At 34.8% G+C, this 21660-nt stretch carries 19 protein-coding genes; 14 read left to right on the forward strand and 5 right to left on the reverse strand.

Annotated features, from left to right (window positions below; all coding sequences use genetic code 11):
- Positions 1-18: 18 nt before the first annotated feature.
- Complete coding sequence (locus PBT91_RS04040) at positions 19-396, reverse strand: PUR family DNA/RNA-binding protein (protein WP_270060505.1); 378 nt, start codon at positions 394-396, stop codon at positions 19-21.
- 76 nt (positions 397-472) lie between these two features.
- Complete coding sequence (locus PBT91_RS04045) at positions 473-2230, reverse strand: ABC transporter ATP-binding protein (RefSeq protein WP_270060506.1); 1758 nt, start codon at positions 2228-2230, stop codon at positions 473-475.
- A 138-nt stretch (positions 2231-2368) separates the two neighbouring features.
- Between PBT91_RS04045 and PBT91_RS04050 the strand changes: the two genes are divergently transcribed.
- The 4 genes from PBT91_RS04050 to yajC all read left to right on the forward strand — a co-directional run bounded on the left by PBT91_RS04050 (position 2369) and on the right by yajC (position 5338).
- Positions 2369-3472, forward strand: a complete 1104-nt coding sequence (locus PBT91_RS04050) for a Glu/Leu/Phe/Val family dehydrogenase (protein ID WP_270060507.1) — start codon at positions 2369-2371, stop codon at positions 3470-3472.
- Positions 3473-3556: 84 nt separating this feature from the next.
- Positions 3557-4501 carry a transcription antitermination protein NusB gene (locus PBT91_RS04055; protein WP_270060508.1) on the forward strand — a complete coding sequence of 315 codons (945 nt, stop codon included), beginning with the start codon at positions 3557-3559 and terminating at the stop codon, positions 4499-4501.
- Between the two features lie 42 nt (positions 4502-4543).
- Complete coding sequence (locus PBT91_RS04060) at positions 4544-5011, forward strand: DUF1573 domain-containing protein (protein WP_270060509.1); 468 nt, start codon at positions 4544-4546, stop codon at positions 5009-5011.
- An 18-nt stretch (positions 5012-5029) separates the two neighbouring features.
- On the forward strand, positions 5030-5338 hold the full coding sequence (gene yajC / locus PBT91_RS04065) for a preprotein translocase subunit YajC (protein WP_270060510.1): 309 nt from the start codon (positions 5030-5032) through the stop codon (positions 5336-5338).
- Positions 5339-5449: 111 nt separating this feature from the next.
- Here the strand turns inward: yajC and pepT are convergent, their stop codons facing one another.
- Positions 5450-6682 carry a peptidase T gene (gene pepT, locus PBT91_RS04070; protein WP_270060511.1) on the reverse strand — a complete coding sequence of 411 codons (1233 nt, stop codon included), beginning with the start codon at positions 6680-6682 and terminating at the stop codon, positions 5450-5452.
- Between the two features lie 274 nt (positions 6683-6956).
- Between pepT and PBT91_RS04075 the strand changes: the two genes are divergently transcribed.
- The 5 genes from PBT91_RS04075 (at position 6957) to guaB (ending at position 13101) form a co-directional block, all read left to right on the forward strand.
- Entirely contained in the window at positions 6957-7985 is a 1029-nt protein-coding gene (locus PBT91_RS04075) for a quinone-dependent dihydroorotate dehydrogenase (RefSeq protein ID WP_270060512.1), read from the forward strand.
- A gap of 37 nt (positions 7986-8022) precedes the next feature.
- A complete protein-coding gene (locus PBT91_RS04080) occupies positions 8023-8637 on the forward strand; it encodes a LysE family translocator (protein ID WP_270060513.1) in 615 nt (204 codons plus the stop codon).
- A 107-nt stretch (positions 8638-8744) separates the two neighbouring features.
- A complete protein-coding gene (locus PBT91_RS04085) occupies positions 8745-9602 on the forward strand; it encodes a hydroxymethylglutaryl-CoA lyase (protein WP_270060514.1) in 858 nt (285 codons plus the stop codon).
- Between the two features lie 61 nt (positions 9603-9663).
- Complete coding sequence (locus PBT91_RS04090; protein WP_270060515.1) at positions 9664-11553, forward strand: tetratricopeptide repeat-containing sensor histidine kinase; 1890 nt, start codon at positions 9664-9666, stop codon at positions 11551-11553.
- A 75-nt stretch (positions 11554-11628) separates the two neighbouring features.
- Complete coding sequence (guaB, locus tag PBT91_RS04095; protein WP_270060516.1) at positions 11629-13101, forward strand: IMP dehydrogenase; 1473 nt, start codon at positions 11629-11631, stop codon at positions 13099-13101.
- 67 nt (positions 13102-13168) lie between these two features.
- Here guaB and PBT91_RS04100 read toward each other — a convergent pair whose 3' ends face one another.
- Positions 13169-13726 (reverse strand): OmpH family outer membrane protein, encoded by a 558-nt coding sequence (locus PBT91_RS04100; protein ID WP_270060517.1) that lies wholly within the window; start codon positions 13724-13726, stop codon positions 13169-13171.
- A gap of 250 nt (positions 13727-13976) precedes the next feature.
- On the opposite strand from PBT91_RS04100, the gene PBT91_RS04105 reads away from it, so the two are divergent.
- From PBT91_RS04105 to PBT91_RS04125, 5 genes are all read left to right on the forward strand, one after another.
- Complete coding sequence (locus PBT91_RS04105; protein ID WP_270060518.1) at positions 13977-14837, forward strand: peptidyl-prolyl cis-trans isomerase; 861 nt, start codon at positions 13977-13979, stop codon at positions 14835-14837.
- Complete coding sequence (locus PBT91_RS04110) at positions 14800-16251, forward strand: peptidylprolyl isomerase (RefSeq protein ID WP_270060519.1); 1452 nt, start codon at positions 14800-14802, stop codon at positions 16249-16251. Before PBT91_RS04105 ends, PBT91_RS04110 begins: the two co-directional genes overlap by 38 nt.
- Positions 16252-16264: 13 nt before the next feature.
- Positions 16265-17218: an AAA family ATPase gene (locus tag PBT91_RS04115; RefSeq protein WP_270060520.1), complete on the forward strand. Its 954-nt coding sequence runs from the start codon at positions 16265-16267 to the stop codon at positions 17216-17218.
- 379 nt (positions 17219-17597) lie between these two features.
- Positions 17598-19865, forward strand: a complete 2268-nt coding sequence (locus PBT91_RS04120) for an aconitate hydratase (protein ID WP_270060521.1) — start codon at positions 17598-17600, stop codon at positions 19863-19865.
- Between the two features lie 86 nt (positions 19866-19951).
- A complete protein-coding gene (locus PBT91_RS04125; RefSeq protein WP_270060522.1) occupies positions 19952-20515 on the forward strand; it encodes a TlpA family protein disulfide reductase in 564 nt (187 codons plus the stop codon).
- On the opposite strand, the gene PBT91_RS04130 is transcribed toward PBT91_RS04125, so the two are convergent.
- Positions 20512-21654: a lycopene cyclase family protein gene (locus PBT91_RS04130; RefSeq protein WP_270060523.1), complete on the reverse strand. Its 1143-nt coding sequence runs from the start codon at positions 21652-21654 to the stop codon at positions 20512-20514. The genes PBT91_RS04125 and PBT91_RS04130 overlap by 4 nt on opposite strands.
- Between the last annotated feature and the right edge of the window lie 6 nt (positions 21655-21660).

Below are 21660 nucleotides of genomic sequence, written 5' to 3' on the forward strand. Positions count from 1 at the left end.
AATTTATAGAAACTTTTTTTAAATATCGTCAAAGCTAACATCTGTAAAATTCTCGGGAGCAGCTTTTGCTTCTACAGCACCAGTACCTTCGTAAGTTGGTTTAAAGTCTTTCTGGTGGCGCTCACTAATTACTTCTTCGCCTTTTTCATCAAGAATAAAATCTGTCATTTCTTGAAGAATTTCATTGAATCCTGCAAAATCTTCTTTGTAAAGGTAGATTTTGTGTTTCTTGTAATAGAAAGATCCATCATCATTAGTGAATTTCTTACTTTCTGTAATGGTTAGGTAGTAGTCGTTGGCACGAGTCGCTCTAACATCAAAGAAATAAGTTCTTCTTCCTGCTCTTAATACTTTAGAGAATATTTCTTCTTTCTCCATCAATCCCTTGTCGCTCATAAAATAAAATTCTTTAAATGGTTTAGTAAAGTTGCCTTCAAAAATCTAAAAAAAATTAACATTTTACAAGTAATTTTCACATTTCTTTCTCATTTAACTGTTTTGCGTACAGTTCTTTATAATAACCTTCTTTTTTAATTAGCTCATCATGTGTGCCCTGTTCCAAAATTTCGCCATCTTCTAGGATAATTATTCGGTCGGCATTTTTTGCTGAAGAAATCCTGTGACTAACGATAATGGTCGTTTTTTCTCTTGAAATCTGAAATAGATTGTTAAGTATTGCTTCTTCGGTTTCCGTATCTACGGCTGAAAGGCAATCGTCAAATAACAAAATTTGTGGATCCTGAATAATAGCTCTAGCGATGGAAACTCGCTGTTTTTGTCCTCCAGATAAGGTGATCCCTCGTTCGCCAAGTACCGTTTCGTATCCTTTGCTAAATCCTTCTATGTTTTTGTGAACAGAAGCCGTTTTTGCAGCTTTCACAACTTCCTGGTCGGTAGCATCTGTTTTTCCGAACTTGATATTATTACCGATAGAATCACTAAATAGGAAAGCATCTTGCGGTACATAACCAATACTGCGTCTTAGATTATCTAAGTTTAAATTCTGAACATTTTTGCCATCTACTTCAATAGCTCCTTCATCTACATCATACAGGCGACCAATAAGATCGAGTACCGTAGATTTACCAGAACCTGTTTTACCAATAATCGCTAAAGTTTCTCCTTGATTTACTTCAAAAGAAATATTCTTTAAAGCGGTAATATTTGTGTCGTCGTAGGTAAAGGTCACATTTTTAAAGTTTATTTTACCCAATATTTCATCCTCGGTTTCTTTGTGATTTTTAATTTCGGGTTCGCTGTCTAAAAATTCGTTTATACGTTCTTGTGAAGCTTCGGCTTGTTTAACTAAAGACGTCACCCATCCAATAGAAGCTACCGGCCAGGTAAGCATATTTACGTACAGTAAGAATTCTACTATAATACCAAGATTATCAATTTGTCCTGTAATATATTGTCTCCCGCCGATATAAATTACAAGTACATTACTAATACCTATAAGTAATACCATTAACGGAAAGAAAAATGCCTGAACTTTTACAAGATCAATATTTTTATCTCGGCTGGTATTAGAAAGATCGGTAAAATTATCATCGGTTTGCTGCTCGAGTCCATACGATTTAATAACCGCAATTCCGCTAAAACTTTCCTGTGTAAAGGTGTTAAGTTTAGATAAATACTGCTGAACAACTGTACTGCGTTTTTGGATTGAAATACTAAGTTTGTAAATGGCAAACGATAGTATTGGCAGAGGAATCACCGTGTACAACGTTAAAATAGGTGCAGCCTGTATCATAAAGATTAATACTACGATGGTAGAGGTAAGTGTAGTTACCGTATACATTATAGCAGGCCCCAGGTACATCCTTACTTTGGTAACATCTTCACTTATCCGGTTCATTAAATCTCCGGTACGATTTTTCTTATAGAAATTAAGCGATAATTCCTGATAATGTTTAAAAACCACGTTTTTAAGATCGTACTCAATATGTCTGGAAACTACGATAAAAGTCTGTCGCATTAAAAAAGTAAAAAACGCAGAAATTAGGGTAGAACCAACCAGCAATAAAATATTCTTAACAAGCTCTGCTTTTAACGTATCATAATTGGTAAGTTCACCATTAACATATTGCTCGATAGCATCGGTAGAATTACCAACAAGTGGAATAAAATATAGCCCGAAAATTCTCGAAATAATCGTAACCACCAATCCGATTAGCAATTTCCACTTGTATTTTAGAAAGAATTTATTGAGTGTTCTTAAATGTTTCATCCTTAAAATAGATCTCTAATTTTTAAGAATATGATATTTTAACCATTATTTAATGATGTTAAATTAAAATATTCTTATTTTTGCAGCGTCATTTTTATGAAATTCAAAAATGACATTAATTTTAAAAACCCGCAAATTATGCAAGTTGATGTTTTAAATGCTAAAGAACTTAAAAAAGCTGCACCAGTGTTTGGACAGCTTTCGTTCGATAATCATGAACAGGTTGTATTTTGTAACGACAAAGATACAGGATTAAAAGCAATAATAGGTATTCATAATACAGTTTTGGGACCGGCGCTTGGTGGTACAAGAATGTGGAATTATACCAGCGAATGGGAGGCATTAAATGATGTATTACGTTTATCTCGTGGGATGACATTTAAGAGCGCAATTACCGGTTTAAACCTTGGTGGTGGTAAGGCGGTAATTATGGGAGATGCAAAAACTCAAAAGACTCCAGAGTTAATGAGAAGATTTGGGCAATATGTAGATTCTCTTAGCGGAAAATATATCACAGCTGAAGATGTTGGTATGGAAACTTCAGATATGGATATTGTAAGAGATGTAACTCCTTATGTTGCGGGAATTTCTGAAGAAAGAGGAGGGACAGGAAATCCTTCACCAGTTACTGCTTATGGCGTGTTTATGGGAATTAAAGCAGCAGCTAAATATAAGTTTGGTACAGATGAACTTGAAGATCGTACTGTATTAGTACAGGGAATAGGTCACGTAGGTGAAGCTTTAGTAGAGTATTTAACAAACGACGGTGCAAAAGTTTATATTACCGATATTAGCGAAGAACGTTTGCAGGAAGTACGTAATAAATATGGTGCAATTATTTTTGATGAAGCCGATATTTATAGCGCCCATGTAGATATTTATGCACCATGTGCTTTAGGAGCTACAATCGACGATGAAACTGTAAATCGTCTAAACTGTAAAGTTGTTGCAGGTGCGGCAAACAACCAACTAGCAGATGAGGTAAAACATGGCCAGATTTTGCGCGAAAGAGGAATCGTTTATGCGCCAGATTTTCTGATTAATGCCGGAGGAATAATAAATGTGTATGCTGAATTGGAAAAATACAGCAAACAGGAAATTATCTCTAAAACAGAAAATATTTATAATACAACCTTGCAAATCCTTGAAACAGCGGCAAGGGAAGACATGACGACTCATTTTGCAGCGCTTAAAATTGCGAAGCAAAGAATTGATGATAGAAAAAAATCAAGTTTGAAGTAGCCAGAATCAAAATATTGATATTTTTGCAGGGCGAAAGAATAATCTTTCGCCCTTTTTAAATTCTAAAAAAGTTCTTTTACAGTTATGTTGACAAGAAGACATATTCGAGTTAAGGTAATGCAATCCTTATACGCATTCATCCAAAGTGAAAATGACAATCTTGCTAGCGAGGAGAAATTCCTGCTAAAAAGTATGGAAGAGATGTACGATCTTTTTCTGCTTCAGCTAAGTTTGTTTATCGAAATTAAAGCACATGCCCAAACTTTTTTAGAGCGCTCCCAGCAAAAACATCTTGCTACCCAGGAAGAAAAAGATCCAAATAGAAAATTTGTTCAGAATTCAGTATTTGAAATTTTAGAGCAAAATACGCAGCTAGAGCAGTTAATCGATGAGCGCAAGCTCAACCATTGGAAGTTCGATGATGAGTATATCGCTATTCTATGGGAAGAGATCAAGAAAAGTGAAGCTTTTGCCGATTATATGGAAACTCGCGATAATTCTTTTAAAGAAGATAAAGATTTTGCTATTGCGATATTTAAGAAAGTAATTGCGCCTAACGATAAGATTTACGATTATTTTGAAGATAAGAAGCTTACGTGGTTAGACGATCTTCCGATAGTTAACACGGCAGTAGTAAAAATGCTTCAGAAGCTAAAAGAAACAGCAGATGCAGAGGATAAGCTTCCGAAGTTATTTAAATCTGTAGATGATGAAGATTTTGCCGTTCGCTTATTTAGAAAAACTTATCTGAAAGATGGTATGCTTTCTGAAGAAATGCAGGGAAAAACACCAAATTGGGATAAAGATAGAATTGCAGAGATTGACACTATACTTATTAAATTAGCGATATGCGAATTTTTAGAATTTCCTTCGATTCCTGTGAAAGTGACGATAAACGAATATTTAGAAATTAGTAAAGAATATAGTACTCCAAAAAGTAGTATTTTTATAAACGGAATTCTTGATAAGCTTTCTAAAGAGTATAAAAACGACGGAAAACTAAATAAAATGGGGCGCGGCCTTATGTAGTCTAGATTTTTTCTTAATTTTAACCCTCAAATTTGTAGTATTATGAAAAAAGGAATTTTATTAATAGCAGCAGTGGGAACAATGTTCTTTACTTCCTGTAAAGACGGCGGTGACAACGCTTCAGAAAAAGTAAAAGCTGAAAACGTAGATGCAGCTGCAGCGCGTGACTCTAAAGCGACGGTTTATCCTGAACTAAGTTTTGATGAAACTGAATTTGATTTTGGAAATATCCCTCAGGGAAATCCTGTAGAACATGTATTTACCTTTACCAATACAGGTAGAGCACCGCTAGTAATTACTAATGCCAAAAGTACTTGTGGATGTACAGTGCCAGATTATCATAAAAATGAATCTATAGAACCGGGAGAAACTGGTGAGATTCGCGTAAAATTTAATGGATCTGGTAGAGGACAAGTGCAAAAAACAGTAACAATTTCTGCTAATACAGAAAATGGACAAGAGCGTATTAAAATTAAAGCTTTTGTTGAAACCCCAGAAAACGCAAGTTAAAAGCGAGAATTAATTTATATGGATCAAATACAACAGGGTCTTCCTTTAATCTTAATGTTCGCGGTAGTGTATTTTTTTATGATACGCCCGCAAATGAAAAAGGCTAAACAGGAAAAGAATTTTATTAAAGAATTAAAAAGAGGAGATCGAATAGTTACCAAAAGCGGAATGCATGGTAAAATTATCGATTTTAGTGATAAAAATAATGCGGTAATTATTGAAACCGGTGCAGGAAAAATCACTTTCGATAAATCTTCAATATCGTTGGAAATGAGCCAAAAGCTTAATGAGCCAGCTAAAACTGAAAAAGAAGAGAAGAAGAAGTAATTCAATCTCTTTTAAAAAGAAAAATCCCTTTAGAAATTTTTCTAAAGGGATTTTTTGTAACTATTTTTTGAAGAATTATTAATTTTTTAATCGGCTCGGGTTTAAAAGCTTTTATCGAGCATTAAGTTCGGCTATTTTTATAATTACTTCAGTTGCTTTAATCATACTTTCTAGAGGGACATATTCATATTTTCCATGAAAATTGTGCCCGCCTGCAAAAATATTAGGACAAGGAAGTCCCATAAAACTTAGCTGTGAGCCGTCTGTTCCTCCTCTTATTGGTTTTATAATCGGCTTTACGTCAACTTTTTCCATGGCTTCTTTGGCTAACTCAACAATGTGCATCATCGGTTCGATCTTTTCACGCATATTGCGGTATTGATCTTTTACTTCAACATGTACGCAGTCACTTTCGTATTGCTTGCATATTTCTATACCAAGATCTGCAATTACTTTTTTACGCGCTTCGAAATGCTTTTTATCGTGATCACGAATTATATAGTGCAAAATCGTTTCTTCTACATCACCTTTAATATTGCTAAGATGAAAAAATCCCTGTCTACCTTCAGTATGTTCAGGAGTTTCTAATCGTGGTAAAGAATTAATAAAATCCTGAGCGATATACATACTGTTCACCATTTTATCTTTTGCATAACCGGGATGAACGCTTTTTCCTGAAATGGTAACCTTGGCGCTGGCTGCATTAAAATTTTCGTATTCTAATTCACCAATCTGGCTTCCATCCATTGTGTACGCCCAGTCTGCGCCAAATTTATGGACATCAAATTTATGCGCTCCCCGACCAATTTCTTCATCTGGGGTGAAACAAACTTTTATAGTGCCATGTTTAATTTCAGGATGATCAATTAGATATTTCATCGCAGTCATAATTTCAGTAATTCCTGCTTTATCATCGGCTCCTAAAAGCGTGTTCCCGTCTGTAGTGATAATGGTTTGTCCTTCGTACTGCTTTAAATCCTCAAAGTATTCCGAAGAAAGAACGATATTTTTTTCAGTATTAAGAATGATATCACCGCCATCATAATTTTCGATAATCTGCGGCTTGATATTTTCCCCGTTGAAATCTGGTGAGGTATCAAAATGAGAAACAAAGCCAATAATTGGCGTTTCCTTTTCGATATTTTTAGGTAAAGTAGCCATAACATAAGCATTCTCGTCGATGCTTACATTTTGCATTCCCATTACTTCTAGTTCCTTTGCTAATTTATTGGCAAGAATCCATTGTTTTTCGGTGCTGGGAGTGTTTTCACTTTCAGGATCACTCTGCGTATCGATACTTACGTAGCTTATAAATCGATCTAAAACTTCTTGTTTATTGATCATATTTTTTGGTGTTAGTTGTCTAAAATTGGTTGATTTTTTCAGAAGTTTTTCTGAAATAAATTCTGAATAAACTCCTATTGATATCTTAAACTGCCTATGAGCGCGCTCCTTAGACGTTTATTGAAAATTTATTTTTTATTTCGAGGCTTTCTTCGAAAGATTCAACCTCGGTTATCGAGTCAAAATTAGCGAATTGACTTCCGGGGGCAAAACCTTTTAAGATTTAGTGTGTTCATTTTTACAATTCATTTATTTTTGCACAAATCAGCCGTTTATGTATAAGTCTTTAATTCGCCCAATACTTTTTAAATACGATCCAGAGGCGATTCATCATTTCGCTTTCAATAGTATAAGAAACCTGAATAGAATTCCGGGTGTTGCTTCAATTTTAAAATCGAAATTCAGTAATAATGATCCTCGTCTGGAGCGTGAAGTTTTTGGATTGAAGTTTAAAAACCCTGTTGGACTAGCAGCAGGATTTGATAAAGATGCGAAATTATATAAAGAATTATCTAATCTTGGTTTCGGTTTTATAGAAGTAGGAACGGTAACGCCAAAGCCACAGCCTGGTAATGAGAAAAAAAGGATGTTTCGGTTAAAAGCTGATCAGGCTATTATCAACCGCATGGGGTTTAATAATGGCGGAGTTGAAGAAATGGTGCAACGCCTTAAAAAGAATACCGATGTACTTATTGGTGGTAATATTGGAAAGAATAAAGTTACGCCAAATGAAAAAGCCGTTGAAGATTATAAAATTTGTTTTGAAGCCTTATTCGACTACGTAGATTATTTTGTGGTAAATGTTAGTTCGCCAAATACACCTAATTTGAGAGCGCTACAGGATAAAGAACCTTTAACGCATTTGCTAAAAACTTTGATGGAGCTTAATTATGCAAAGCCAAAACAAAAACCCATATTGCTAAAAATTGCCCCAGATCTTACAGATTCTCAATTATTGGATATAATTGAAATTGTACAAGAAACTAAGATCGATGGGGTAATTGCAACCAATACTACCATAAGTCGTGAAGGTCTGGTTTCTGAACATATAGATGAAGCTGGTGGTTTAAGTGGCAAACCCTTAACCAAAAGATCGACAGAGGTGATTCGTTTTCTTTCAGAAAAAAGTAATAAAGCCTTTCCTATTGTTGGTGTAGGTGGTATTCATAGTGCAGACGATGCTATCGAAAAGTTAGAAGCCGGAGCAAGTTTAGTGCAATTATACACCGGTTTTATTTACGAAGGTCCTGCACTTATCAAAGCGATCAATACTAAAATCCTCAAAAAATATCCAAAATCATAATTTTGAAAATTCTATTCAGCTTTAAAATTAAAACCGTTTGCTAGAACAGCTTATTCCTTTTATTACGGCTACAATCTTACTAACCTTAGCACCTGGGCCAGATATTATTTATGTATTAGTGCAGGGAATGGCGAATGGTAAAAAGCAAGCTATTATTGCCGCTTTAGGTTTAGTCTCTGGTGTATTGGTGCATACCAGTTTGGTAGCTTTTGGAGTTTCAGCGATTATAAAACAATCGGAAACCATTTATTTGATAATTAAATGTTCTGGAGCTGCTTATTTGTTCTATTTAGCTTACAAAGTTTTTAAAAGTGATCCTGAAATTGCTTTTTCTACGGAAGGAATTAAGAAAAAAAGTTTGTTTGGTTTGTATCGACAGGGATTTATAATGAATGTGCTAAATCCTAAAGTAACCATCTTCTTTTTAGCACTTTTTCCTGGCTTTCTATGGGATCCTGAAGGAAATACAGTATTGCAATTTTATGTTTTAGGGGCTCTTTTTATGCTTCAGGGATTTTTGATTTTTGTTTTGGTAGCGATTCTTGCAGGAAGCATTTCAAAATATCTTCAAAAACATCGAAATTCAGGTGTCGTTTTAAAATGGACGCAGGTTGCTGTTTTTATTGGAATCGGGATTTTTATTCTTTTATAGTTTATTACATTTTTATTGAAATGAGTTTTTCAATATTCACATCATTTTAATATTTCTTGACAGTATTTAGATTTCGTAATCAAAATCTAAAAGGTATCTTTGGGAATATGGGAGAGATTAAACTTATCGAATGTCCGCGTGATGCCATGCAGGGAATTAAAGAATTTATTCCTACTGAAGCCAAAGCAAGATACATTCAATCATTATTGCAATGTGGTTTCGATACTATCGATTTTGGGAGTTTTGTTTCTCCAAAAGCCATTCCGCAGATGCGAGATACTGCACAGGTACTCTCTAAGCTAGATCTGAGTAGATCCCAAAGTAAATTATTAGCGATCGTTGCCAATACTCGCGGCGCTGAGGATGCTTCTCAGTTTCCTGAAATAGATTACTTAGGATATCCATTTTCAATTTCAGAAAACTTCCAAATGCGTAATACGCACAAGACAATTGAGGAGTCAGTTGATATTTTAAAAACGATACTAGATATCGCAGCTAAATCTGATAAAGAAGTTGTAGCGTATCTTTCTATGGGATTTGGAAATCCCTACGGAGATCCCTGGAATGTAGAGATCGTAGGAGAATGGACCGAGCGACTTTCGAATATGGGTGTAAAGATTTTATCACTTTCGGATACGGTGGGAACTTCAACAGCAGATGTGATTAGTTATCTTTTTTCAGAATTAATTCCAAAATTTCCTAATATCGAATTTGGTGCGCACTTGCATACTACGCCAAGCACCTGGTTTGAGAAAGTTGATGCTGCCTTTACTTCAGGATGCTATCGATTTGATGGAGCAATTCAGGGGTTTGGTGGTTGCCCAATGGCTAAAGACGAACTTACGGGAAATATGCCTACTGAAAAAATGGTTTCCTATTTCAACACAAAAAAGCAAAGTTCAAATATTAGAATGGGGAGTTTTGAAGCTTCCTTCAATAAGGCTACTGAAATTTTCAGGAAATAGCAATCATAATATTTTAACTTTTCTTCATATCATTGCCTACTGCAATCAATAATTTATCGTTTTGAAAGTTAGTTTTTTAGGTATTTTTCTATTCTTTATCAATTTTTCTTCTCTAGCGCAGTCAGATTATTCAACTCAAATAAAAACCGACTCGGTTAATTATTATTTAAAGCAAACAGATAACGCTATATTCAACGATTTTGATAGAGCAATAATCGATCTTCAAAAGTGTGATAAGTTTGCAAAAGATCTTGATAATCCCAAACTACATGCAGAAATTATTAGAAAATGGGCTATTGCTTATTATGTGAAAGGTGATTATTATAAGTCTTTAAAAGATTTTTTAAAGGCAGAAAAGATATATAGATCAATCGATGATTATGAAGGTGTTGGAAAATGCTTAAATGGTCTTGGGTTGATCCAGCAAGGGATGGATCGGCACGATATTGCTATAGAATATTTTCGCCAGGCAATTGAATATTATAATCAATCTGAAAAAAAATATGCAGCCGCACCGGCCGTGATCAATATTGGCATATCTAAATTAAAATTAGGACATCTAGAGGAAGCCAAGACCATTTTGGATAGTGCGCTAATTATATCTAAAGCCGCGAATAGAAAAGATATTGAACACTTAACGATGAATCACCTGGGGGATTTAGCGTATCAAAAAGAAGATATTCCTTCCGCAATAAATTATTTCGATAACGTATTGAACGATAAAACTTCACCAAATAACTGGGAGAAATCTTTTGCATATTTTGGTTTAGCACAGAGTTACTTTTATCGAGGCAATCTGGCTAAAGCTGAAAAAAATGCACTTGAAGCCTTAAATTTTGCTGAAATAAATGATTCGTTTTATGAATTAGAAAAGATTACAGGAATTCTTTTCAATATCTACGAGCAAAAAGGAGAATCAAACAAAGCGCTACAATATTCGAAACAGCATAATATTTATGGAGATTCGCTGTATAATCAAAAGCGTTTAAGATCTATCGATCTTCTTAATCTGGAAAGTAAAGAAGAAGATAATCGTAGGTTGCGATTAGAAAGAATGGAGAAGGATAGAGAGCTTTCCCGTAATAAATTAATTATCGCTATCCTGCTTGGGGTGGGCGTTGTGCTGAAGGTTATTTTGTTTTTTAGGATAAAAACGTATCGTCAAAAAGAGAAATTTAGAAAAACAGTAGAAGAAAAGAACGAATTAATTGTTCAGAAAAATAAATTAATTACAGAACGTAATAAAGAGCTAGCCAATCTTAATAAAAGTAAAGATCGATTATTTTCAATCTTGTCACATGATTTAAAGTCGCCCATTGGTTCTATACAAAAATTGCTTGAACTTATTAAAATAGGAGAATTCTCTGAAAAAGAACAGGCAGAGTTGCTTGATGAAATGCTTAAACAGGTGTCGGCAACCTCTACCATGCTGCAAAATTTATTACAATGGGCCAATTCGCAATTAGAAGGTTCTAAAATGCATTTGGAAGAAGTGGTGCTGCCAAAAAGAGTGCGAGAAATTATGGAAGCTCATTATCTGGTAGCAAAATCTAAAGGCATTCAGATAAAACATGATATACCGGCGAGTTTAAGTGCTATTGTTGTGGATAAAGGTCATTTATCTATCATACTTCATAATTTAGTAAGTAACGCCATAAAATTTACACATCAGTATAAAGAAATTAAAATCCATTATAAGGAGGATGAAGAGTTTGTTTATTTTAAAATAAAAGATGGTGGCGAGGGGATTTCTGAAGAGCGAATAGCACAAATACAAAATTTTAATACCCAGTTAATGTCTGAATTAGGTACAAACATGGAAACCGGAACAGGTATAGGACTGCTGTTAGTAAAGCAATTTTTACAACTGAATAAAGCAACTCTCGATATTAAAAGCTATCCTGAAGAAGGCTCAGAATTTATTATTCGTTTCAGAAAAAAGACAGATTAATGATTTATTCACTTTAGCCTAATGCATTCTGCCTAAAACTGTGTATATTTGCATGCAATTAAATTCTTAATTGCCATGATTGCACACGAATCCAAAATTCTGGGAGAAGGGCTAACATATGATGATGTTCTTTTAGTCCCTGCCTTCTCTGAGGTTTTACCGCGCGAAGTAAATATCCAGACAAAATTTACCAAAAACATTACGATCAACGTTCCTATTGTTTCAGCAGCGATGGATACCGTGACAGAATCTCGTATGGCGATTGCCATGGCTAGAGAGGGAGGTATAGGTGTTCTACACAAAAATATGACGATAGAGCAGCAAGCTTTAAAAGTGCGTAAAGTAAAACGTGCTGAAAGCGGTATGATTATCGATCCTGTAACTTTACCAATTTCCTCTACTGTACAGGACGCCAAAGATTTGATGAAAGAGCACAGTATTGGCGGTATTCCTATTGTTGATGATGAAGGAAAGCTAATTGGTATTGTAACTAACCGTGATTTAAGATTCGAAAAAAATCATAAGCGGCGCATTGCTGAGGTAATGACTTCAGAAAATCTTGTTACTGTTGCAGAAGGAACTTCTTTAGATCAGGCAGAAGATATTCTTCAGGAAAATAAAATTGAAAAACTTCCGGTTATCAATAAAGAGAAAAAACTGGTTGGTTTAATCACTTTTAGAGATATCACTAAATTAACACAAAAGCCTAACGCTAATAAAGATAGCTACGGAAGATTAAGAGTTGCTGCGGCTATCGGAGTAACCGGCGATGCTGTAGAGAGAGCTGAAGCACTTTATAACGCAGGTGTAGATGCAATTATCATTGATACTGCACACGGGCACACCAAAGGAGTAGTTTATGTGTTGAAAGAAGTAAAAGCTAAATTCCCTGAGTTAGAAGTAGTAGTGGGTAATATAGCCACAGGCGAAGCCGCTAAATATTTGGTAGAAGCAGGAGCTGACGCTGTAAAAGTTGGTATAGGGCCAGGTTCTATTTGTACAACCAGAGTTGTAGCCGGGGTTGGTTTTCCTCAATTTTCTGCAGTGCTTGAAGTTGCAGCAGCCATTAAAGGAACAGGTGTTCCCGTAATTGCAGATGGAGGTATTCGTTATACAGGAGATATTCCTAAAGCACTTGCAGCAGGAGCCGATTGTGTAATGCTTGGTTCACTTTTAGCAGGTACTAAAGAATCCCCGGGAGAAACTATTATTTACGAAGGAAGAAAATTTAAATCTTACCGAGGAATGGGATCTGTAGAAGCCATGAAGAAAGGCTCTAAAGATCGTTATTTCCAGGATGTCGAAGATGATATTAAAAAACTAGTTCCTGAAGGAATTGTAGGGCGTGTACCTTACAAAGGAGAATTAGAAGAAAGTATCCACCAATTTGTAGGAGGCTTAAGAGCTGGAATGGGTTACTGTGGAGCCAAAGATATTGAAGCCTTGAAAGAGCATGCCAAATTTGTAAAAATAACTTCTTCAGGTATTCACGAAAGTCATCCTCACGATGTTACAATCACTAAAGAATCTCCAAATTATAGTCGATAAGTTTCTTTATTGTTAGATTTAAAAAAAGCCCGCAATTGCGGGCTTTTTTGTTTTATGCTTGCAATATTTAGTTTGAATTTGCATTGTTACTATCTGCAGAAGGTTGCGTAGTGTTTACTTCTTCAATAGATATTCCTAATTTTTCCATTACTTTTTCGGTAATATCGCTTCCTTGTTGTGAGTATGCTAATGCACCACCGCCTGCATGGAAAATCTGGGTGTACCCTTCTTCATTGATCACTTCTTGCATTGCAGCGTCGATCTTTTTGTATAATGGTTGGGTAAGCTCATTACGCTTCATTTGCATCATTACCTGTGAACGTTGGCGAAATTGTTTAATCTCATTCTCCAGACCAAGAATTTGATTTTCACGTTGTTTTTTAACGTCTTCAGTAAAAACAGCAGTGCTATCCTGATAATTTTTAATTAGACCTTCATAGGCTTGTATGGCATTTTCAACATCAGCCTGCAAAGACTCATTATATGCTTTAACTCCGTCATTTACATTGTTAATTTCAGGCATTTTAGAAATGATATATTCTGCATCTATAGTGCCTATTTTAGTTTGTGCGTTAGCGGCTATTGCTAAAAATAAAAATGTGATTAATACGCTAAATTTCTTCATTTTTTGTCTCTTGTTTTGCGCAAATATAATAGGGAGTAGTAATAAAACATAGAAAATTTTGCGAAAATGGTACTTTGCGTTATTTCAAATTAGTTTCACTTCAGATTATATTCAGAAAAAAACAAGCACTGCTTGATAATCAGTAATGTTATATCTTGCAGAACCTCTAGGAATTCTTATTTTTGCTCCACTTAATAAGAAATTTCAGGAAAAAGCGTTTTACTGAAGTTGAAAGAATTATTTACCTGGTTTGAGAATAGGAGTTAAAGCCATTTTTATAAGCTTTGTATTAGTTTTGGTGATTTCTTGTGATCTTTTTAAATCTCAGGATGACCGAAAGATAGTGGTGCGGGTAAATAATTCATATTTGTATGAGGAAGATATAGCAGAGCTTGTAGGTGAAGGCATATCTGCAGAAGATAGTTCGATTATTGTAAATAGTTATATTAATCGATGGGCGACGCAGCAATTACTTATAGATAGGGCTAAGTTAAATTTGCCTGAAGAACAGCAACGTGAATTTAATGAATTGGTTGAGAATTATAGAAACGAGTTGTACACCAATGCATACAGCGATGCTATAGTTTCACAAGAATTAGATTCTGTTTTTAATGATTCCGTTATTTCAGGATATTATAAAGAGCATAAAGAAAACTTTAAATTGAGTCAGGATCTCGTAAAGTTACGCTATATAAATTTAGAATCGAATAATACGAATCTGGATAAAATTAAAAAGTGGTTTGTTCGTTTTAATGAAGAGGATAGAAAGAAGTTGCAGGAAAATGCACTTCAGTTTAAAAATTATTCATTTAATGATTCTGTTTGGGTGAAAACTTTAACTGTTTACGATAAAATAGTACCATTAAGTATAGAAGATCGAGCAAAATTATTACAAAAGGAAAAATACATAGAATTAAAAGATTCAGTAGAAACTTATTTGATCTATGTAAATGATGCGCTTAAGAAAAATGATGAGGCGCCATTAGAATATGCAAAACGAACCGTGGAACAGATTTTGCTTAATAAGCAAAAGTTGGAGTTGGTTAAGCAACTAGAAAAGGATATTACTAAAGATGCAATTAAAAACAATCAATTTGAAATTTACAATTAAGAAAGCTTTGATTTTGGGAGCGCTAGTGCTGGGCATAAATGCAGGAGCACAAGAAATTATCGTGACCGATAGTACATCAATACAGCCAGAAGATGAGTTGGTACAAAACCAGCCTTTATCTGAGGCAGAAGGTTCTCGTAGAAAAGTAGATGGTATAGCCGCAGTAATTGGTGATTATATTATTCTTGATAGTGATGTCGATTTAACAAGAAAAGATATTCAATCACAGGGAGGAAGTACAGCGAATGTTACAGACTGCCAACTAGCAGGTTCTTTGATGGAGAATAAGCTTTATGCTCACCAGGCTATACAGGATAGTATTGTAGTTCCAGATGCACAAATCAATAATTATATCGACCAGCAGATTGCAGGAATGGTGCAGCAGTTGGGAAGTATGGATGATGTTCTGGAATTTTACAAAAGAGATTCTGAAGCAGAATTTAGAAATGAATTATTTGAGCTGAACAAGCAAAGCCAGCTTGCGCAACAGATGAGACAGAAGATTGTTGAAAATATTGAGGTAACCCCTGAAGAAGTTCGACAGTATTTTGATGAGATTCCTAAAGATTCGTTGCCTATTTTTGGGGACGAAGTAGAAATTTCAGAAATTGTAATAAAACCTGAAGTTCCTGAAGAAGAAAAGCAAAAAACGATCGATCGATTAAATCAGTTTAGAACCGATGTTTTGGAGAATGGGTCTAAGTTTGCTACGAAAGCCATTTTATATTCAGATGATACACAAACTGGCGGTGATATTTTAAGTTTTGGTAGAAAAGATCCTTTTGCAAAAGAATTTAAAGATGTAGCTTTTTCTTTAAGAGAAGGAGAAATTAGCGAACCTTTTGAAACGGATTTTGGATATCATATTGTTCAGTTGGTTAAAATTAGAGGTCAGGAAATCGATGTGCGCCATATTCTGTTAATTCCAGATGTAAATAACGATGCGCTGGAAAAAGCGAAAGAAAAAATTGATAAAGTAAGAGAGAAAATTGAGAATGGAGATATCGAATTTGCACAAGCTGCCAGAGAAGTTTCGGATCGAGAGGAAACAAAAGCTGACGGTGGTAAAATGAGAAATCCTACCACAGGAGATTCCAGATTTGAACAAACTAAATTAGATACCAAATTATATAATCAAATTTCAGATTTAAAAGAAGGCGAAATTTCTTATAGAATTACGGAGCAGGATAGGATGGGGCGTCCATTTTATAAGATTATCAAAATGGACAAAAGAATTCCGCAGCACACTGCCAATTACGGTTCAGATTATATGAAAATTAAAGAGCTTGCACTACAGGATAAAAGAATTAAAGCAATCCAGGAGTGGCAGAAAGAAAAAATTCAGGATACTTACGTTAAAGTTAGCGGAAAATACCGAGATTGTGAGTATACTAGCAATTGGTTAAAAAAATAAAATTTACTACTGAATGTCTGACGTTAACTTACTAGAAAATTTTGTAAAAAAGCATCAAAGCTTAAAAAATGAAATAGCAAAAGTAATTGTTGGACAAGAAAATGTAATAGATCAAATATTGCTCTCCGTATTCTCCGGGGGGCATTCTTTGTTAATAGGGGTGCCGGGTTTGGCAAAAACGCTAATGGTAAATACTATTGCAAAGGCTTTGGGTTTAGATTTTAAAAGAATTCAATTTACTCCAGATTTAATGCCGAGCGATATCCTGGGTTCTGAGATTCTGGATGAAAATCGAACATTTAAATTTCTAAAAGGGCCTGTGTTTACTAATATATTATTAGCTGATGAGATTAACCGAACTCCGCCTAAAACCCAGGCTGCGCTTTTAGAAGCCATGCAGGAAAAATCGGTTACAGTAGCGGGAAGACGTTACGATCTTGCTTCTCCTTATTTTGTATTGGCGACACAAAACCCAATAGAGCAAGAGGGAACATATCCTTTGCCAGAAGCTCAGCTCGATCGTTTTATGTTTGCCATAAATTTAGAATATCCTAGTTTCGAGGAAGAAGTGAATGTGGTTAAAAACACGACTACAGATAAAAAATATGAAATTAAATCGTTATTTGCTGCAAACGAGATTAGTGAAATTCAGCATATAATTAGAAAAATGCCAGTAGCAGATAATGTGATAGAATATGCCGTAAAACTGGTTGGTAAAACTCGGCCAAATACAGATGCTGCACCAGAGCTTGTTAAAAATTATCTGGATTGGGGAGCAGGGCCAAGAGCTTCACAAAATCTAATATTAGCAGCAAAAACTCATGCTGCGGTGAATGGGAAATTTTCACCAGATAAAGAAAACGTTCAGGCGGTTGCGATAGGCATACTTCGCCATCGTGTAATAAAAAACTATAAAGCAGAAGCAGAAGGTGTAACTCTGGAATCTTTGATCAGAGCTCTTTTCTAAAGCCTAATAAGCAATATTTTATTTGCTATCTTTTAATATAAATGTAGGGTATTAGATTTAGGAACAATCTTTATTCTAGATATCATTTGTTATTTTAAATTCTTAAAAAAAATATAAATAGATAATTAAGAATGGCTATAAATAAAACTAATGCTGAATAAAAATGATGTTTAATTGCCAAATTCTTAGAAATCGAGATGTCTTTTTGTGAACATCATTTTTAAATTAATAAGATGTTGATTATTGTTGAAAAAATTACATTTCTGCAATTTAATCTAAACCCTTTTACTCAAACCTTTTAGGAGTAGTTTAGATTTTCAATATCCGGCTATTTTTCTTACTTTTGCTAGACTTTTTTAGAACAAAAATTATAGAAACAATGGCATACGATATTGATATGATCAAGAAGGTTTATGGCCATATGGCAGATCGTGTAACTAAAGCACGTGATGTTGTGGGTAAACCTTTAACACTTGCAGAAAAAATTCTTTATTCTCATTTATGGGATGGTGAAGCAACTACTGCTTATGAGAGAGCGAAAGATTATGTTGAATTCTCTCCAGATAGAATTGCTTGTCAAGATGCAACTGCGCAGATGGCTTTATTGCAATTTATGCAGGCTGGTAAAAAGAAAGTTGCTGTGCCAACTACAGTGCACTGTGATCACCTTATCCAGGCAAAAATGGGAGCTGCAATCGATCTTCAAAGTGCCAATAAATCTAGTAGTGAGGTTTTCGACTTTTTAGAGTCTGTTTCTAATAAATACGGAATCGGTTTCTGGAAACCAGGTGCAGGTATTATTCATCAGGTAGTATTAGAAAATTATGCATTCCCAGGAGGAATGATGATTGGTACCGATTCTCACACCGTTAACGCAGGTGGTTTAGGTATGGTTGCTATTGGTGTTGGTGGAGCCGATGCTGTAGATGTAATGGCAGGTATGCCTTGGGAGCTTAAATTCCCTAAACTTATAGGTGTAAAATTAACTGGAAAACTGTCTGGATGGACAGCTCCAAAAGATGTAATTCTTAAAGTTGCAGGTATCTTAACTGTAAAAGGTGGTACTGGTGCAATTATTGAATATTTTGGTGAAGGTGCACGTTCTATGTCTTGTACTGGTAAAGGTACTATTTGTAACATGGGAGCTGAAGTTGGAGCAACAACTTCAACTTTTGGTTATGATGAATCTATGGAGCGTTATTTAAAAGCTACAAACCGTGCAGATGTTGCTGAAGCAGCTAATGCTGTTAAAGAGCATTTAACAGGTGATGATGAAGTTTATGCAAATCCTGAGCAATATTTTGATGAAGTTATCGAAATTAATCTTTCAGAATTAAAACCTCATTTAAATGGACCTTTTACTCCAGATTTAGCGACTCCAATTTCTGAAATGGGAGTGAAAGCTAAAGAAAACGACTGGCCAATAAATGTAGATTGGGGACTAATTGGTTCTTGTACTAACTCTTCTTATGAAGATTTGACTCGTGCTGCTTCTATTGCACAACAGGCAGTTGATAAGAAAATAAAAGCAAAATCTGATTTTGGTATTAATCCAGGTTCAGAGCAAATTAGATTTACTGCAGAGCGTGACGGATTACTTCAAATTTTTGAAGATCTAGATGCTACTGTATTTACCAATGCTTGTGGACCATGTATTGGACAGTGGGATCGTAGTGATCGTAAAGGTGAAGAAAAGAATACGATTGTGCATTCTTTTAACCGTAACTTCTCTAAACGTGCCGATGGTAATCCAAACACCCATGCTTTTGTAGGTTCTCCAGAAATGGTTGCAGCAATTGCAATTTCAGGTCGTTTAGATTTTGATCCAACTCGTGATAAATTGATCAACGAGGATGGTGAAGAAGTAATGTTAGACGAGCCTAAAGGTATCGAGCTTCCAACAAAAGGTTTTGCTGTAGAAGATGCAGGTTATGTTGCTCCTAAAGAAGATGGTAGTAGTGTAGAAGTAAAAGTTGCTGAAGATAGTGAACGTTTACAATTATTAACTCCTTTTGAACCTTGGGATGGTGAAAATCTAACAGGAGCTAAACTTCTTATCAAAGCTTGGGGTAAATGTACTACCGACCATATTTCTATGGCTGGTCCTTGGTTACGTTACCGTGGTCATTTAGATAATATCTCTAACAACTGTTTAATTGGAGCTATAAACGCTTACAATAAGAAAACAAACTTTGTAAAAAGTCAGATCACCGGAGAATATGACGGTGTACCTGCGGTACAGAGAGAATATAAAAAAGAAGGAATTCCTACAGTTGTAGTAGGAGATCACAATTATGGTGAAGGTTCTTCTCGTGAGCACGCTGCAATGGAGCCACGTCACTTAGGTGTTAAAGTGGTATTAGTAAAATCTTTTGCTCGTATACACGAAACTAACCTTAAGAAACAAGGGATGTTAGGACTTACTTTCAAAAATGAAGAAGATTACGATCTAATTCAGGAAGACGATACATTCAATTTTATAGATCTTGAGGAGTTTGCTCCAGACAAGGATCTTACAATTGAGATCGTTCACGCAGATGGTTCTAAAGATACGATCAAAGCTGAGCATACTTACAACCAACCACAAATTGAGTGGTACAAACATGGTTCAGCTTTAAATTTAATTAAGAAAGAAAATGTAGCTTAATTAGTTGTTTTTAATTTATTCAAAAACTCCCGCTTTTTGCGGGAGTTTTTTGTTTAAAACTATATTTGTGTTGAAATTAGTATAGAATGAAGAAGCTTTTTCAAAATCAGTGGGTAAACATTATTCTTGTCGTGATTATTTTAGCGATGGTTTTACCGCAAACCAGAAAGCCGATTGCGATTGTTTTTAATAAACTTATTGCTTCCAGTCCTAAACTTACTGATGAAGAAGATCGCCAGCAAATTGAATCTTACAATTGGATTCTTGAAGATCGCTTTGGTAATAATGTAGATTTTGCCCAATTTCAGGATAAAGTTATTCTTATAAATTATTGGGCAACCTGGTGCCCTCCTTGCATTGCCGAGATGCCGAGTTTAAACGATTTGTATCAAGATTATAAAGAAAAAGTCGTGTTTCTTTTTATAAGCGGAGAAGGATTAGAAACCAGCCAGGGATTTATGAATGCTAAAGGCTATAATTTACCGGTTTATTGTATGAAAACGAATTACCCCGATCCTCTGGAAGGTTACAAACTGCCTACCTCATATCTTATAGATAAAAATGGTACTATCGTTATTAAAAAAGAAGGAGCGGCAAATTGGAATAGTGCTAATTTTAGAAATATTCTAGATCAGCTTTTAAAAAATTAGAGCTTCAATTTTCTGAAAAATGAGGTGATAAATTCAGGATCAAAAAGGCTAAACATAATTTTTAAGTCTGTTTTTCTTGAAGTCTCTTCATCTAAATACGCGAAAATTTCTTCTACCGAATTCTTTTCATAGAAATTAGTAAATATTTGCTCGCCTTTTTCATTTCTTCTGGCTAAGACATCCAGAAAAATACTATCGTATTGTTTGAATTTTTTTCTGAAAAGATCTTTTGAAGGGAGATGACCAGATTTTATGTTTTTTATAATTTTTGAAACTTTCTTTTCTGTGTGCTTAAAAGAATAGCCGGTTGAAGCTTTAACCCAACCGCCACCAGTGCCGATTTTGGTGATTTCAGCAGTGTTTTCTTTATCGAAAGGAAAATCTGTCATTGGTATAATTCCCTGTTCTTCTCTAAGAACCTCGTAGGAGTCTAGTTTAAGATACTCTTTAATATATTTTTTAAGTTGTGTATCGTAAATAGCTTCTTCAGTAATGTAAGGAGTGAAAAAAGTATATTCAACTAAAGCCTCTGTCTCTGAAAAAGGTAAAATATAAGTAAAACTTGTACTGTTTTTATAGGTGAGTCTAAAATCCATCATCGTAAACTGATCTGGATTAAAAACAGGTTGGTTTGTTTTTAGATGATAGCCTTTAAAATGCTGAAAAATTTTTGTGTAATCTTTAGTTTCTAAATATTCTGATGGTACTCTGCTATCGAAAAAATGAGTGGCATTATAGGTGTTTTGCTTTCCTATAGCTTTCATTTTTACGGTATCTATTTCAGTAATCTCGTCTTCAATTAAAGAAATATCTTCAGATTTACAAATTTCATCCAAAGCATATTCAAAAAAAGCTTCAGAAGTCAGCATTTTATAGGAATAGGGAGAAAGCTCAAGTTCTTTTTCAGTATAAGACGAAATGAATTTACCTTTAGACCAGTCTGCAGAAATTAAAAAATCCCAGCGACCACGGTTTTTTTCCCAATAGCACCAGGTTTTATCTCTATTAATTTGGAATGAAGGATCTAATATGGCAATCTTTTTTCCTTTAAAAAAAACATCGTCTTTAAGGCGTAAAGCCAATTGAAGTCCTGCTAATCCACCGCCAACAATTACATAATAATATACCGGGCCTAGCATACACTA

It is taken from the genome of Zunongwangia sp. HGR-M22, from assembly GCF_027594425.1.
Lineage (GTDB): Bacteria > Bacteroidota > Bacteroidia > Flavobacteriales > Flavobacteriaceae > Zunongwangia.

Coding starts and splice junctions, on each gene's coding strand:
- PBT91_RS04100 (WP_270060517.1), bottom strand. CDS start 13,726: ATGAAGAAATTTAGCGTATTAATCACATTTTTATTTTTAGCAATAGCC.
- PBT91_RS04120 (WP_270060521.1), top strand. CDS start 17,598: ATGGCATACGATATTGATATGATCAAGAAGGTTTATGGCCATATGGCA.
- PBT91_RS04115 (WP_270060520.1), top strand. CDS start 16,265: ATGTCTGACGTTAACTTACTAGAAAATTTTGTAAAAAAGCATCAAAGC.
- PBT91_RS04060 (WP_270060509.1), top strand. CDS start 4,544: ATGAAAAAAGGAATTTTATTAATAGCAGCAGTGGGAACAATGTTCTTT.
- yajC (WP_270060510.1), top strand. CDS start 5,030: ATGGATCAAATACAACAGGGTCTTCCTTTAATCTTAATGTTCGCGGTA.
- PBT91_RS04045 (WP_270060506.1), bottom strand. CDS start 2,230: ATGAAACATTTAAGAACACTCAATAAATTCTTTCTAAAATACAAGTGG.
- pepT (WP_270060511.1), bottom strand. CDS start 6,682: ATGATCAATAAACAAGAAGTTTTAGATCGATTTATAAGCTACGTAAGT.
- PBT91_RS04125 (WP_270060522.1), top strand. CDS start 19,952: ATGAAGAAGCTTTTTCAAAATCAGTGGGTAAACATTATTCTTGTCGTG.
- PBT91_RS04085 (WP_270060514.1), top strand. CDS start 8,745: ATGGGAGAGATTAAACTTATCGAATGTCCGCGTGATGCCATGCAGGGA.
- PBT91_RS04110 (WP_270060519.1), top strand. CDS start 14,800: ATGCAATTAAAAACAATCAATTTGAAATTTACAATTAAGAAAGCTTTG.
- PBT91_RS04040 (WP_270060505.1), bottom strand. CDS start 396: ATGAGCGACAAGGGATTGATGGAGAAAGAAGAAATATTCTCTAAAGTA.
- PBT91_RS04055 (WP_270060508.1), top strand. CDS start 3,557: ATGTTGACAAGAAGACATATTCGAGTTAAGGTAATGCAATCCTTATAC.
- PBT91_RS04075 (WP_270060512.1), top strand. CDS start 6,957: ATGTATAAGTCTTTAATTCGCCCAATACTTTTTAAATACGATCCAGAG.
- PBT91_RS04050 (WP_270060507.1), top strand. CDS start 2,369: ATGCAAGTTGATGTTTTAAATGCTAAAGAACTTAAAAAAGCTGCACCA.
- guaB (WP_270060516.1), top strand. CDS start 11,629: ATGATTGCACACGAATCCAAAATTCTGGGAGAAGGGCTAACATATGAT.
- PBT91_RS04130 (WP_270060523.1), bottom strand. CDS start 21,654: ATGCTAGGCCCGGTATATTATTATGTAATTGTTGGCGGTGGATTAGCA.